The organism is Mycobacterium sp. NGS63 (assembly GCF_059812295.1).
In genome coordinates this window covers 1-13,176 of record NZ_JCALCJ010000005.1, presented here as the reverse complement: position 1 = coordinate 13,176, position 13,176 = coordinate 1, and the positions used below count along the sequence as shown (strand labels likewise).

Below are 13,176 nucleotides of genomic sequence, written 5' to 3'. Positions count from 1 at the left end.
ACCTTAGGGGCGCCTCGAATCATCTGCCGCGGCATCCGGACGCCACTCGTAGATCCGAGCGCCACCGTTGTCGTAGATCATCGTCCACGACGGCGACGTATCCAGAGACACTAGCCCGTCGGGCACGGCGAACCCCCTTACCGTGGGCGTGCTAGTGAGGATGTACCGGATATTGAGCGCTTTAATCGCCTCGACCACCTTGGGATCCGACTCGCCCTTGCGCGCCGAGGTCCAGAAGATGTAGCGGTAGTAGCCGGGCCCGGTCTGCTGTGGGAAGTCGTAGTGGGTCCACAGCGGGTGCAGGTCGGCGACGGCGTACATCCAGGCCGTGCCGTCGACGTTCGAGTCGCCGATCACGGTGTCGCGGGCGCCCGGGAGGCTGGCCAGGTAGGCCATCGCCATCAGGTCGCGCTGGTCGACCATCACCGAGTCGTACTTGTCGCCGAACAGCACCAGATGGCGATACAGGTAGTGCCGGCCGGCGAGCACGGTGACCAGCACCAGCACGACCGCCGTGGCCGCCGTCCAGGCCGGGGTCGGCAACCGGGTGAACCGGCCGGCGAGGCGTCGGGTCAGGGCGGCCCCGGCCACCACGATCGCGAACAGCGCCAGGCCCGCCATCGGCGTGACGAGCATCGTCACCACCGCCGTGAGCCGGCGCGGGTCGTTGTAGAAGAACTGGCTGAACTCTTCGATGGCGCGACCGAGCGGGTTGCGAAACGGCGCCCCCGAGTAGATGGTCGCCACCGTCAGCACCAGCCAGACGGCGGGCGGCCACCAGATCCTTCTGTACAGCAGCATCACCATCCCGATCGCCGCGAGGGCCACGAGGGAGTACTGCGTCGGGAAGTCGTTGAGGTGGCGGGTGTGCAGCAGCAGCGCGTCGATGACGCCCTGCTTGGCGCTTTTGAAGCTGGGGAACGCGTGCCCGGCGATGATGTCGGCCTGCCGCAGCACGCCGAGGAACTGCGGCGCCAGCACCGCGGCCGCGGGCACGCCCACGGCGGCCAGGGTGAGCGTGTCGCCCAGGCGGCCGCGCATCGGATGCCACAGGGCGTCCAGCAGCCACCAGGCCAGCAGGAACAGGATGACGATGAAGCCCCCGGTCAGGTGCACCGACAGGACGCCCACCAGCGCCAGCACCGCCGCCGGGATGCGGTCGCGGTGGCGCAGCGTCGACGCGATCAGGACGAACGTCGGAATCGCGACCCCGTAGGCGGCCAGGTTGGGCATCGCCGCGACGCCGAACTCGACGTAGGGCACCGAGGTGAACGACGCCGACAGCGCCGCGGCCGTGGCCGACACGCCCGCCGCGCGCCACGGCGTGCTGATCGGGCGCAGCAAAAACCAGCTGAGCGTGGCGGCGCTGGACGGGAACAGCCACACCGACGCGGCCAGCGAATTGATGGTGTAGCCGGTGGTGGGCGCCGCCCCGGTGAGCTGACAGTAGACCGCGGTCAGGGCGTGGAACACCGACGGGTAGTACAGGGGCTGATGCGTCTCGACGTTGCGGAGCTCGCCCATGTGGGTCGACGACGCCTGGCCGGTGTCGAGGATGTAGCGCACCTCGTTGGCGTGCCACACCGCGTCCCACGTGCTGGGCACCGACTCCCAGTGCGTCAGGCCGCGATAGGCCGCCCACATGATCAGCGCGACGCCCAGCAGCACACCCGCGGCCACCAGCACCGCCGGCCCGCGGCCGATCCCACGGGCCTCGGTCTCGGTGTCGCGGTAGCGGGCCAGCCCAAGCTGCAAACCGGTCGCCACCACGCACACCGCGACGAGCGCGGCCAGCGCAGTCCAACCGTTCCAAGGGATTCCGAGCGCGCCGAAGGGAATGATCGCCATCGCCACCACGCCGTACGTCAGCGCGGGGCCAACCGCAATGGCCACCGGCCAAGTTAGCTGGGTAATGCGGGCGACGATCACACCGGGCGCGATCAGCAAGAACAGTGCGAGCAGCGTTCCGATCCAGAGCCCCACTCGACTAGTATGGCTGCCCGGGTGGCCCGGCTCGCCAAGCCTCGTTCCGGCTGGAATGCCTAGGGGGCACCCGCTACCGTCACAATTTCGCGGAATTGCGGAAGCTCTAAGGTGGCTGGCATGGCTTACGACGTCGCCCGGGTGCGCGGACTGCATCCGTCGCTGGGTGACGGGTGGGTGCACTTCGACGCCCCGGCCGGCATGCTCATCCCGGATTCCGTCGCGACCACCGTGTCGACGGCTTTCCGCCGGTCCAGCGCCACCACCGCGGGGGCGCACCCGTCGGCGCGGCGCAGCGCGACCATCCTCGACGCGGCGCGTGAGGCCGTCGCCGACCTGTTCAACGCCGACCCGGCGGGCGTCGTCCTGGGCGCCGACCGCGCAATCCTGTTGTCGTCGCTGGCCGAGGCGTCGTCCTCGCGGGCCGGCCTGGGCTACGAGGTGATCGTCAGCCGGCTCGACGACGAGGCCAACATCGCCCCGTGGCTGCGCGCGGCGCACCGCTACGGCGCCAAGGTGAAGTGGGCCGAGATCGACATCGAGACCGGCGAGCTGCCGACCTGGCAGTGGGAGGGCCTGATCGGCAAGTCGACCCGGCTCGTCGCGGTCGCCTCGGCGTCGGGCACGCTCGGCACCGTCACCGATCTGCGGGCGATGACCAAGCTGGTGCACGACGTCGGCGGGCTGGTGGTGGTCGACCACTCCGCCGCCGCGCCGTACCGGCTGCTCGACGTCAAGGAAACCGACGCCGACGTCGTCGCGGTGAACGCGCTGGCGTGGGGCGGCCCCCCGATCGGCGCGATGGTGTTCCGCGACCCGGCGCTGATCAACACGTTCGGCGCGGTTTCCAACGACCCGCAGGCCGCGGGGCCCGCGCGCCTGGAGGTCGGCGCGCACCAGTACGGCCTGCTGGCCGGGTTGGTCGCCAGCATCGAATACCTCGCTGCGCTCGACGAGTCCGCCCGCGGCAGCCGGCGCGAACGCCTCTCGGTCTCAACGCAATCGGCGACGTCGTATCTGAACCGGGTGTTCGACTACCTGATGGTGTCGTTGCGGTCGCTGCCGCTGGTGATGGTGATCGGCCGCCCCGAAGCGCGGATCCCGGTGGTCAGCTTCGCCCTGCAAGAGGTGCCCGCCGAACGCGTGGTGCAGCGCCTGGCGGACAACGGGATTCTGGCCGTCTCGAACGAGAGCTCCCGCGCCCTGGACGTGCTGGGCGTCGACGACGTGGGCGGCGCCGTCACCATCGGGCTGGCGCACTACTCGACGACCGCCGAGGTCGACCAGTTGGTGCGCGCGCTGGCGTCGCTGGGCTGATCGTCGGTCCGCGAGCCGAACGGCACGGCGAAAATCCGGACCGTAAGTCGCAGCCACGTTCGGCTCGCGGACTCCTCCTAGACCGTCAGCACGACCTTCCCGGTCACCTCGCCTGACACCAGCTGTCGGTGTGCCGCGCCCGCCTCTTGGATGGGCAGGCGCGCGCCGATGATCGGGCGCACCCGACCCTCGGCGATCATCGGCCAGACCGAGGCCGTCACTGCCTGGACGATCTCGGTCTTGCTGTTGCGGCCGCTGACCGGACGGGCCCGCAGCGTGGTCCCGATGACCCGGGCCCGCTTCATCAGCAGCTTGCCGATGTTGAGCTCACCCTTCACCCCGCCCTGCATGCCGATGATGACCAGCTGCCCGTCGGTGGCCAGGGCGTCGATGTTGCGGTCCAGGTAGGCCGCGCCCATGATGTCGAAAATCACGTCGGCGCCGTCGCTTTCGTCCCGCAGCCGGGCCACGAAGTCCTCGTCGCGGTAGTTGATGGTGATCTCGGCGCCCAGCTCGCGGCAGAACTGCAGCTTTTCCGCCGACCCCGCGGTGACGGCCACGCGCGCGCCCAGCGCCCGCGCGACCTGGATCGCGTGGGTGCCGATGCCGCTGGCGCCGCCGTGCATCAGCAGCACCTGGCCCTCGCCCAAGTGGGCGGTCATCACCAGGTTCGACCACACGGTGCATGCCACTTCGGGCAACCCGGCGGCGTCGACGAGGTCCACACCGCCGGGGACGGGCATCACCTGGCCGGCGGGCACCGCGACGTACTCGGCGTAGCCGCCGCCGGCCAGCAGCGCGCAAACCTCTTGCCCCACAGACCATTCGGTGACGTCCGAACCGACCTCGGCGACGGTCCCCGAGACCTCCATGCCGATGATGTCGCTGGCGCCCGGCGGCGGCGGGTATTTGCCGGCGGCCTGCAGCACGTCGGCGCGGTTGACTCCGGCGGCGGCCACCTTGATCAGCACCTCGCCGGGACCGGCGGTGACGTCGGGCACGTCCTGCCAGGACAGCTGATCGGGGGATTCGGCGACGATGGCGCGCATGTCTGCCACGCTACTAAGCGCCGTTACCCTTATGGGCGGTGGCGTGGCAGAGCGGCCTAATGCACTCGCCTTGAAAGCGAGAGACGGCTAAAACCGTCCGGGGGTTCAAATCCCTCCGCCACCGCCGTGTGACCTCGGGCGAAAGAGGCGTGCCGGTGGATGAGGTGGCGTTCGGCCGTTACCGGCTGCAGTCGCTGATCGGCGAGGGCGGCATGGGCCGGGTGTACAAGGCCCACGACACCGTGATGGACCGCGACGTGGCGATCAAGGTGTTGCCGCCCGAGATCGCCAGCGAACCGGGGTACGAGGAACGCTTCCGGCGCGAGACCTACACCGCCGCCCGGTTGACCGAGCCGCACATCATCCCGGTGCACGAGGCCGGCGAGATCGACGGGCGGCTCTATCTGGTGATGCCGGTCATCGAGGGCATCGACGTGGACAGCGTGTTGCTGCGCGACGGGCCGATGAGCCCGGCGCGGGCGGTCCACGTCGTCGAGCAGCTGGCCGCGGCGCTGGATGCCGCGCATGCCGTGGGGCTGGTGCACCGCGACGTCAAACCGTCCAACGCGCTGATGACCGGGCGCGACTTCGTCTACCTGATCGACTTCGGCATCGCCCATGACGGCGCGGCCACCAGGCTGACGGGCACCGGCATGATCGTGGGCACCCCGGCCTACATGGCGCCCGAGCGCTTCACCGAGGGGATCGCCGACGCGCGTTCGGACGTCTACGCGCTGGCCTGCGTGCTGCACGAGTGCCTGACCGGACGCCGGCCCTACCCCGGCGACAGCATGGGCCAACAGATCGCGGGGCACGTGCGGATGACCCCACCCCGGCCCAGTAGACAGCGCGCCGGCGTGCCGATCGCGATGGACGAGGTGATCGCCCGCGGCATGGCCAAAGACCCCGACCAGCGCTATCAGAGCGCCGACGACCTGGCCTCCGCCGCCCGCCGCGCCCTGACCAGCGCGCCGTCGCGCGTCCCGCCCGCCGATGTCGCGGTGACCGTGTCCGACGATCAACCGCCACCCGCGCCGGCCTACCCGAATCCGGCCGCGCCGCCGCAATACTCGGCGAGCTGGCCGCCCGTCGCCGCGCCACCGGAGCAGCGCGCGCGCCGCGGGCTGTTGTGGGCCTCTGTCGCTGTCGCCCTCATCGCGGTCGCGGCCGCCGTCGGGGTCAGCGGCTACCTGTTGCGGCCGCGCACGTCGGCGTCCCAACACCTCACGTCGCAGCCGGCCACCGCGATCGCGCCGACGGCGCTGCCGGGTCTGCTGCTCAGCCCGGAGCAACTCGGCACCGCGATGGGCGTCACCGATATGACGGCCAAGGAAACCGTGACCTCGATGCTCGACGCCGGCGGCTTCGTGTCCGACCAGGCCTGCCTCGGCGTGTACGGCCCGGTGCAGGACGCCGTGTACGCGGGCCGCGGCTGGAAGGCGTTGCGCGCGCAGTCGGTCGGGGCCGTCAACGAAACGGCCGCCGTCATCCAGGCGGTGGTGGCGTTTTCGTCCACGAGCGATGCCCGCGCCTTTTTCACCGCCTCCACCCAAAGCTGGCAGGCCTGCTCCAACCGGCAGTTCACGGTCACGATGAGCGGCAACTCACTGGTGGAAACCGTGGGGCCGCTCTCCACCGCAAACGGCACCCTGAGCGCCACCCTGGCCGGCTCGAAGGGCGTCGACACCCTGACCTGTCAGCGGGCGCTGACCGTCGCCGAGAACGTCGCCGTCGACGTGCAGACCTGCGGCGGCCCGACCGCCGCCGCGTTCACCATCGCGCGTCAGATCGCCACGAAGGTATCGCAAGCGCCGCAGTGATTTTCGGTCAGCCGGCGTGCAGGCTCGGCGCGTAGCGCAACACCGCGCCCACACCGTCGGCCGGTGCGATCCGTTCGCCGGCGTGCAGCAGGGAGGCCCCCACCGAGATCGCGAACAGCGGCAGCGCCTCGTCGGCCCGCAGCGTCTTGGCCGGAGCGGCGCCCTGCTCGGACAGCACGTTCTCGTTGGGGGCGACGGTCGTCAAACCCTCGTCGGCGACGACGGTGGCGTCGCCGAGATCACCGACGATCAGCGTCTCGACCGCGCCCTGCCGCAGCGCGGAGCACACCGGCCCGAGCCCCTCGGCGGCCAGCCCGGACTGCCGGCCGATCTCGGCGGTAAAGCGTTGTGCGACAGTGTCTATCGTGCGCGCCTGGCGCTGGACGAACTCGTCCTCGATGGCCTGCTCGATCTCGGAGAAGTCGTGACCGCTGTGCCGCGCCCCGACCTCGAGCGCGACCGCGCGGTCCCGCAGCCGTTCCGGCAGCGCGGAAAGCAGGTCCGAGCGCGAGCGCACCTCGCCGACGACGAAGATGACATCGACGGCCTTGTCGTCCACGAGCTCGCCGACGCGGTCGGCGACGGCGCGGACGTTCTTGCGCGCGGCCTCGTCTGTGCGCGGCTGCGGATCGCCGTAGCCCGCGGTTTCGGCGCTGGCGGCCTTGTGCACCGGATAGCCGCCCCCGTCAACGGTTTCCGATCGCAGCGTGCCCCCGATGTGGGTGGTGATGTCCGCGCCGCTGTGGTCGACGACCACCAGCACGTAATCGGGATGATCGAAGCGCTGCTCGAGAATCGGGACGACATAAGGCAATTCGGAGACCCGGACGACGGTGGCCGCGGTGGGCCGCGCCAGATGCTCGTTGATCACCACGCCCTCGGCATCGGCGACCACCGCACGACCGCTCTGACCGATGGGCGGACGCAGGTTCATGACCGCGTCCTCGATGCCCTCGATGACGGTCGCGGCCGCACCCTGGCTTTCGAGCTCCTCGCGCACCGCCCGCCATTTCAGGTCGAGCTGAGCCTCGGCGTCATGCGTGTCGTGGGAGTCGTCGAAGTAGACCGACGCGAACGGCCTCGGCGCGTCCAGCAGCCTACGGAAGCGGTCAGAGTCCATGCGTAGTTGGGTGCCCCGCCTGTTGGAAGACAAACCCCGATAGCCGCTAGTAGCTTCGGTCGCCTTCGCTGTGGTCGAAGAAGTGCCACTCGCCGTTCTGCTCGACTTCCATGCGCCAGCCGAGTTCGTTGCCCTCGACGGCGTCGTCGGCGAACCATGCGTGCGCCTTGTCGGCGCTGTCGATCTCTTTGGTCGCGACGACCTCGCCCTTCGGGTTGAGCACTCGATACGTAGCCATGCCCGCAGTGTTCCCACCGCCGGGCGGACTCAACCGATCGGAATCTCGGCGGCGATGGTGTCCATCAGGGCGGTGTAGCGGCGGATCTCGGGATCGCGGCCCGGCTTGCCGCTGCTGATCAAGCCGGCGGCCAGCGCGCGCGCCGGGTCGGCCCAGATCGCGATGTTGGCCAGGCCGAGGTTCCCGAACGCCGCCGGGGCGTTGCGCCCGAACGGGCCGAACCGCTTCGTGCCCAGCATGTAGCCGGTGCCCCAGCGGGCCGGCTGCAGCCCCACCGCGAAGTCCGGCCGCAATCGCCGGCATTCCTGCACCGCCTCGTACATCCGTTCGGCGCTGATGATCCGCACACCGTCGAGTTCCCCACCGCGCCGCCACATCTCGGCGAACCGGGACAGCTCGTCGGCGGTCGAAATGGTGTTGGACGAGGGGACGACGGTGGACAGGAACGCCGGGGAGTTCGTGTAGGGGATGATCTCGTGCACCGTTCCGCCGATCGCCCTGCGGAAGATCGCCGCGATCACCGGCGGCAGCGGTCGCCCGGTGGCGTGGCTGGGCGCGACCAGCGGGATGTCCTGCGTGGCGACGCCGAAGTTGGTCCACCGGAAGCCGAGCGGGTCGAGGATCTCGGCGGCCAGGATCTCGCGAATGTCCTTGCCGGCGGCGGCGTAGACGATTTCACGCATCAGCGGCCCCCACGTCAGCGCGTGGTAGATGTGCACCAACCCCGGCCGGTAGAGCGGTCGCAGCTTGCCGAGCTGCTCCTGCGCGTACTCGTGGTCGTCCGCCCGGCGCAGGTCCGGTCGCGGCCCGGTGGGGAAGGGGACACCCGCGCTGTGGGTCAGGACGTGCCGGATGGTGGTCCGATGCTTGCCGTGGCTGGTGTAGCTGGGGATGTATTCGCAGACCCGGTCGTCGAGGGAGAAGACGCCCCGCTCGACGAGCATGTGCACCACGGTCGCGGTGATGCCCTTGGCCGCCGAGTACACGCAGAACGGCGTGTCCGTGGTGACGGGCACCTTCTCCGCATCCGGCTCGTCGGTGGGGGCGTTGCCCCAGCCGTGCCCGATCGCGCGGTTGAGCACGACGCGGCCGCGGTGCCGCAGGCACAGCTGGATCGCGGGGTGGAAGCCGGCCTCATACCAGTGCCGCGCCGCCCGCCAGATGCGTTCGACGGCCGCGCCGTCGATCTGGGAGTGGTCCTCGTCGCCGACCGCGGTCACGGCGTCCAGGTCGGCCGGGACGCGGATTCTGCCGTCCGGAGTCGTCACCTCAGCGAGGGTACGTGGCCCCCGGCGGGGCCCCGCTATTCCCCGGTGAACTGGGGCGGACGCTTGGCGAACGTCGCCGAGATCCCCTCGGTCAGGTCCTTCGACGGCAAGAAGGCCGCGTTCCAGGCCGCGACGTAGCGCAGGCTCGCCGACACCGCCGCGATGCGTTGCTGGTCGAGGACGTCCTTGACGCCGTGGACGGTCAGCGGCGGGTTGGCGGCGATCTCGGCGGCGGTGGCGTGGGCCGCGGCCAGCGTGGCGTCGGCGTCGGCGTAGACGTCGTTGACCAGGCCGATCTTCTCGGCGCGGGCGGCGTCGATGTCCTTGCCCGTCAGCGCCAGCTCGCGCAGGTGCCCGTCGGACAGGATCAGCGGCAGGCGCGCCAGGCTGCCCACGTCGGCGACGATGGCGAGCTTGACCTCGCGCACCGAGAACTTGGCGTCGGCGCTGGCGTAGCGGATGTCCACCGCGGAGATCAGGTCGACGCCGCCGCCGATGCACCAGCCGTGCACCGCGGCGATGGTGGGGGTGCGGCAGTCGGCGACCGCGCTGATCGCGTTCTGCATGCGCCGGACCTCGGCGTGGAATTCGGCGCGCGGGCGGGCCGACGCGGCGTCGGTCATGACCGCGGTCAGCGATCCGCCCATGGCCGGCAGGTCCAGGCCGTAGCTGAAGTTGCGGCCCGACCCGGTGAGCACGATGGCCCGCACGTCGCGGTCGGCGTCGAGCTTCGCGAACACCTCGGGCATCTCCGACCAGAAGGCGGGCCCCATCGCGTTGCCCTTGCCCGGGCCGATCAGCGTCACCTGCGCGACCTGGTCCTTGGTTTCGACGGTGACGGATTCGTATGTTTCGGCCATAGCGAGACCGTAGCGTGGCAAACATGCCTCGTGATCTGCGACCCGGACCTCATTCCGTACCGACCGACGAGCTGCACAGCGCCGAGGACACGCTGGGCGTGCTGCAGCGCGTCCTGCACACCATCGCCGCCGACGACATGGCGCGGCCCACCCCGTGCGCGGAGTTCGACGTGACGCAGCTGACCGCCCACCTGCTGAAGTCCATCACCGGGCTCGGGGGCATGGTCGGCGCCGAGATTCCACAGCCCGACGAGGGCGACTCGGCGGAACGGCAAATCGTCGCCGCGGCCCGCCCGGCGCTGGACGCGTGGCACCGCCACGGCCTGGACGGCACCGTGCCGTTCGGCAAGGCGGAGCTGCCGGCCAAGTCGGCTTGCGCCATCCTGTCGCTCGAATTCCTGGTCCACGCTTGGGATTACGCGACCGCGGTGGGTCACGAGGTCGACGCCCCCGAACCGCTGGCCGAGTACGTGCTGGACTTGGCGCGGGGGATCATCAGGCCGGAAGTGCGCGGCGGCGCCGGGTTCGACGACCCGGTCGACGTGCCGGCCGATGCCGACGCGCTCGAACGGCTGGTCGCCTTCACCGGCCGCAACCCGAGGCGGTGACGGCGAGCGTGCGGCCAGCCGTACCCTGGCCGTCGAGTGTGCGGCCAGCCGCACGCTCGGCGAGGGGCTAGACCAGCGCTAGACCCGTTCCAGGTAGAAGTAGTAGTACTTGCCGTTGTCCAGGACACCCTTGCCGTTCATGATGCCCATCACCGCGTCGTCGTCGATCTTCTTGAAGTGGTCGTGGACGGGCTGACCGTCGTAGACCATCGTCGCGGTGACCTCGCCGCGGAAGTCCTCCAGCCACAGGCTGGCCTCGCCCTTGCCCATCTCCTTGTTGGAGAACTTGTTCCCGTCGGCGTCCAGGCAGACCAGCGGCTGCACGTCGGCGGCCGAGGTGAAGGTCTTGCCGAACCAGCCGGCCTTTTCCAGCTGGCCGTTCATCTTGTGGCCGGTGACGAACTCGCCGCCCTTCCACTCGCCGAGCATGCCCTCGATGGTCGCCGGCTGCAGCGACGCCCAGAATTCGTCGAGCTCGGCATCGGCGATGGTCTCGCCGCGCTCCTTGAACTCGGTGAACTTCTTGCGGGCCAGGCTCATTGGTCACTCCTCGGGTTCTGTTCGGGAAATCCAGTCGCGGGCGAACCGCAGCAGGGCGTCGTTCTCCTCCGGCGCCCCGATGGTCACCCGCACGCCGTCGGGCGCGAACGGGCGGACCACCACGCGCGCCTCGGCGGCCCGCGCCACGAAGTCCTGGGTGCGCGGACCCAACGGCAGCCAGACGAAGTTGGCCTGCGACGGCGGCAGGGCATAGCCTGCGTCGCGCAGGCCGGCGCTGACCCGGTTGCGCTCGGCGACCACGGCGCCGGTGCGCGCCAGCAGCTCGTCGGCCGCGTCCAGCGACGCGATCGCGGCGGCCTGCGAGACGCTGGTCACCGAGAACGGCACATAGACCTGGTCCAGCGCGGTGATCAGGTCGGGGTGGCCGACGGCGTAGCCCACGCGCAGGCCCGCCATCCCGTAGGCCTTCGAAAAGGTCCGCAGCACAACGACATTGCCGCGGGCGCGGGCCAGCGACAGGCTGTCGGGCAGCATGCCGTCGCGGATGTATTCGACGTAGGCCTCGTCGATGGCGATCAGGATGTGCGGCGGCACCGCCTCGACGAAGCGGGCCAGGGCGTCGGGGTCGACGACCGTGGACGTCGGGTTGTTCGGGTTGCACACGAAGATCAGCCTGGTGCGGTCGGTGATCGCGGCGAGCATCGCGTACAGGTCGAACGTGTGGTCGCGCAGCGGCACCTTGACCGCGACCGCGCCGGCGACCTGGACCTGCGGGGGGTAGAGCTCAAAGCTGTGCCAGCCCATCACGACCTCGTCGCCGGCGGAGGCGGTGATCTGAACCAGCTGCTGGCACAAGCTGACCGAACCGCATCCGACCGCGACGTGCTCGGGGGCGAAATCCGAACCGAGGTGTTTGGCCAGCGCCGCCTTGAGCTCGACGCAGGCGCTGTCGGGGTAGCGGTTGATCCGCTCGGTGGCCCGTTCGATGGCAGTGCGCACGCTGGGCAGCGGGCCGAGCACGGTCTCGTTGCTGGCCAATTTGATGGAGCCGGGGACCGTTTTGCCGGGTACGTAGACGGGCAGCCCGACCAGCTCGGGTCGCAGGCGGGCGGTCACTTCGACAGCATATGTCGGCGCTGTGTACGCTATGCCTCCGGCGGTTCGGGGACAGCCAAAAGGGTTCGGGTACCCTCAGGAAGTCCGATGGAGGCGTGCCAGAGCGGCCGAATGGGGCTCACTGCTAATGAGTTGTCGCCCTTCAAGGCGACCGGAGGTTCAAATCCTCTCGCCTCCGCCACGGTCCCTTCGGGACTAGACAACTGAAGACAGGCGCCCGTAGCTCAACGGATAGAGCATCTGACTACGGATCAGAAGGTTGGGGGTTCGAATCCCTTCGGGCGCGCTTTTGTGACTAGGGGTTGATCGTGTTGTCGCCAACCTGGCGGCCCCACACGTACTCGATCGCGTACGGCGAACCGGTGTCCAGGTGGTTGTAGGGCGCCAGGCTGTTGCCGGTGTCCATCACCAACTCAGGCGCCGGCCATAAATGACGGGTGATCTTCTGCCAGCACCCCGGCGCGCCCCCGGGCCCGCCATGTGCGTTGATCCGCGGCAGGTTCTCGGGCCAGATGTAGGGGTTCGGGGCGCCGCCCACCAGCCCGGCCAGCGCGCCCTGCCCCATGGTGAGCGCGACGAGGGCGCCCGCCGACACCGGGTTCAGCAGGAGGCCCGCCCCCGACATCACCTCGATGTTCATGTTCAGCGAGTAGCCATTGTGCCTGCCCAAGGCCGCACCAGCCGCCGGTTCGATGTCGTAGTTGTTGCGGATCAGGCAGTACAGCTCGGGGCTGTAGGTGTCCAGCAGCTGCGCGGTGGGCACCAGGTCGGCGGCGCCGCGCGCCAGATACGGCCCGCCGCGCTCGAAGATGTCGGCGCCGGTGTTGCCGAAGCCGGCCGCCGACAGCAACGCCTGATCCAGCTCCTTTTGATGGGCGTTGATGGTGCGCGAGGTGATCACCGCGTTGTTGAGGAAATCGAACAGATCCGGCGCGGCATTGGCGTAGGTGTCGCCCAACCCGGCCAGCTGCTGAATGTCGTGACGGGCCTGGGGCAGCTGCGGATTGACATCGTCGAGGATCGCGTTGGCGTTGACGATCGACTGTCCGAACTTCTCGCCCAACCCGGCCAGCGACTGCGCCGCGGCGGACAGCGTCAGGTTCAACTTGACCGGATCCACCTTCTGGGCGATATCGGTGATCGTCTGGAACAACGTGTTGATCTCGGTGGTCACCGAGCGGGCATCGATCACCGTCTGCGGCGAGATCCGCTGCGGCGACGGGTTTTTCGGCGTCGTCAACGACACATACTTGCCACCGAACACCGTGGTCGCCTTGATATCGGCGTTGACGTTGG

General features: G+C 69.7%; 12 protein-coding genes and 3 tRNA genes. 6 read left to right on the top strand and 9 right to left on the bottom strand.

What is annotated here, in order from left to right; translation table 11 throughout:
* Positions 1 to 3 precede the first annotated feature (3 nt).
* Positions 4 to 1,983 (bottom strand): DUF6541 family protein, encoded by a 1,980-nt coding sequence (locus tag AC5Y4Z_RS14105; RefSeq protein WP_499964876.1) that lies wholly within the window; start codon positions 1,981 to 1,983, stop codon positions 4 to 6.
* A 120-nt stretch (positions 1,984 to 2,103) separates the two neighbouring features.
* On the opposite strand from AC5Y4Z_RS14105, the gene AC5Y4Z_RS14100 reads away from it, so the two are divergent.
* A complete protein-coding gene (locus AC5Y4Z_RS14100; RefSeq protein WP_499964874.1) occupies positions 2,104 to 3,300 on the top strand; it encodes a cysteine desulfurase-like protein in 1,197 nt (398 codons plus the stop codon).
* Between the two features lie 77 nt (positions 3,301 to 3,377).
* Here AC5Y4Z_RS14100 and AC5Y4Z_RS14095 read toward each other — a convergent pair whose 3' ends face one another.
* Positions 3,378 to 4,349 (bottom strand): NAD(P)H-quinone oxidoreductase, encoded by a 972-nt coding sequence (locus AC5Y4Z_RS14095; protein WP_499964872.1) that lies wholly within the window; start codon positions 4,347 to 4,349, stop codon positions 3,378 to 3,380.
* Positions 4,350 to 4,386: 37 nt separating this feature from the next.
* Here AC5Y4Z_RS14095 and AC5Y4Z_RS14090 point away from each other — a divergent pair.
* Both AC5Y4Z_RS14090 and AC5Y4Z_RS14085 read left to right on the top strand, forming a co-directional pair.
* Positions 4,387 to 4,473 (top strand) — tRNA-Ser (locus AC5Y4Z_RS14090).
* A 31-nt stretch (positions 4,474 to 4,504) separates the two neighbouring features.
* The gene (locus AC5Y4Z_RS14085) at positions 4,505 to 6,169 is read left to right on the top strand and encodes a serine/threonine-protein kinase PknH/PknJ (RefSeq protein WP_499964870.1); all 1,665 of its coding nucleotides are present in this window, start codon (positions 4,505 to 4,507) and stop codon (positions 6,167 to 6,169) included.
* A 7-nt stretch (positions 6,170 to 6,176) separates the two neighbouring features.
* Here AC5Y4Z_RS14085 and AC5Y4Z_RS14080 read toward each other — a convergent pair whose 3' ends face one another.
* The 4 genes from AC5Y4Z_RS14080 to AC5Y4Z_RS14065 are packed head-to-tail and all read right to left on the bottom strand — an operon-like array spanning position 6,177 to position 9,655.
* The gene (locus AC5Y4Z_RS14080; protein ID WP_499964868.1) at positions 6,177 to 7,289 is read right to left on the bottom strand and encodes an Rv2629 family ribosome hibernation factor; all 1,113 of its coding nucleotides are present in this window, start codon (positions 7,287 to 7,289) and stop codon (positions 6,177 to 6,179) included.
* Between the two features lie 46 nt (positions 7,290 to 7,335).
* The gene (locus AC5Y4Z_RS14075; protein ID WP_499964866.1) at positions 7,336 to 7,527 is read right to left on the bottom strand and encodes a hypothetical protein; all 192 of its coding nucleotides are present in this window, start codon (positions 7,525 to 7,527) and stop codon (positions 7,336 to 7,338) included.
* Between the two features lie 29 nt (positions 7,528 to 7,556).
* Positions 7,557 to 8,795, bottom strand: coding sequence for a lipase LipE (gene lipE / locus AC5Y4Z_RS14070; protein ID WP_499964864.1), 1,239 nt, complete (start codon positions 8,793 to 8,795; stop codon positions 7,557 to 7,559).
* A gap of 35 nt (positions 8,796 to 8,830) precedes the next feature.
* Positions 8,831 to 9,655 (bottom strand): crotonase/enoyl-CoA hydratase family protein, encoded by an 825-nt coding sequence (locus AC5Y4Z_RS14065; protein ID WP_499964862.1) that lies wholly within the window; start codon positions 9,653 to 9,655, stop codon positions 8,831 to 8,833.
* 23 nt (positions 9,656 to 9,678) lie between these two features.
* Between AC5Y4Z_RS14065 and AC5Y4Z_RS14060 the strand changes: the two genes are divergently transcribed.
* Positions 9,679 to 10,263 (top strand): TIGR03086 family metal-binding protein, encoded by a 585-nt coding sequence (locus AC5Y4Z_RS14060; RefSeq protein WP_499964860.1) that lies wholly within the window; start codon positions 9,679 to 9,681, stop codon positions 10,261 to 10,263.
* 78 nt (positions 10,264 to 10,341) lie between these two features.
* Here the strand turns inward: AC5Y4Z_RS14060 and AC5Y4Z_RS14055 are convergent, their stop codons facing one another.
* Together AC5Y4Z_RS14055 and AC5Y4Z_RS14050 are read right to left on the bottom strand one after the other, a co-directional pair.
* On the bottom strand, positions 10,342 to 10,803 hold the full coding sequence (locus AC5Y4Z_RS14055; RefSeq protein ID WP_499964858.1) for a DUF4334 domain-containing protein: 462 nt from the start codon (positions 10,801 to 10,803) through the stop codon (positions 10,342 to 10,344).
* A gap of 3 nt (positions 10,804 to 10,806) precedes the next feature.
* Positions 10,807 to 11,880, bottom strand: a complete 1,074-nt coding sequence (locus AC5Y4Z_RS14050; protein WP_499964855.1) for an aromatic amino acid aminotransferase — start codon at positions 11,878 to 11,880, stop codon at positions 10,807 to 10,809.
* An 89-nt stretch (positions 11,881 to 11,969) separates the two neighbouring features.
* On the opposite strand from AC5Y4Z_RS14050, the gene AC5Y4Z_RS14045 reads away from it, so the two are divergent.
* Together AC5Y4Z_RS14045 and AC5Y4Z_RS14040 are read left to right on the top strand one after the other, a co-directional pair.
* Positions 11,970 to 12,061, top strand: a tRNA-Ser gene (locus AC5Y4Z_RS14045).
* Between the two features lie 32 nt (positions 12,062 to 12,093).
* Positions 12,094 to 12,166: transfer RNA gene (locus AC5Y4Z_RS14040), tRNA-Arg, on the top strand.
* A gap of 9 nt (positions 12,167 to 12,175) precedes the next feature.
* Here AC5Y4Z_RS14040 and AC5Y4Z_RS14035 read toward each other — a convergent pair.
* The coding region (locus AC5Y4Z_RS14035) for an MCE family protein (protein ID WP_499964853.1) at positions 12,176 to 13,176 on the bottom strand (1,001 nt) is incomplete at its 5' end.

Bases quoted from the DNA above. Each gene is read 5' to 3' on its own strand.
- AC5Y4Z_RS14100 (WP_499964874.1), top strand. From the start codon at position 2,104: ATGGCTTACGACGTCGCCCGGGTGCGCGGACTGCATCCGTCGCTGGGT.
- AC5Y4Z_RS14095 (WP_499964872.1), bottom strand. From the start codon at position 4,349: ATGCGCGCCATCGTCGCCGAATCCCCCGATCAGCTGTCCTGGCAGGAC.
- AC5Y4Z_RS14080 (WP_499964868.1), bottom strand. From the start codon at position 7,289: ATGGACTCTGACCGCTTCCGTAGGCTGCTGGACGCGCCGAGGCCGTTC.
- AC5Y4Z_RS14075 (WP_499964866.1), bottom strand. From the start codon at position 7,527: ATGGCTACGTATCGAGTGCTCAACCCGAAGGGCGAGGTCGTCGCGACC.
- AC5Y4Z_RS14065 (WP_499964862.1), bottom strand. From the start codon at position 9,655: ATGGCCGAAACATACGAATCCGTCACCGTCGAAACCAAGGACCAGGTC.
- AC5Y4Z_RS14060 (WP_499964860.1), top strand. From the start codon at position 9,679: ATGCCTCGTGATCTGCGACCCGGACCTCATTCCGTACCGACCGACGAG.
- AC5Y4Z_RS14055 (WP_499964858.1), bottom strand. From the start codon at position 10,803: ATGAGCCTGGCCCGCAAGAAGTTCACCGAGTTCAAGGAGCGCGGCGAG.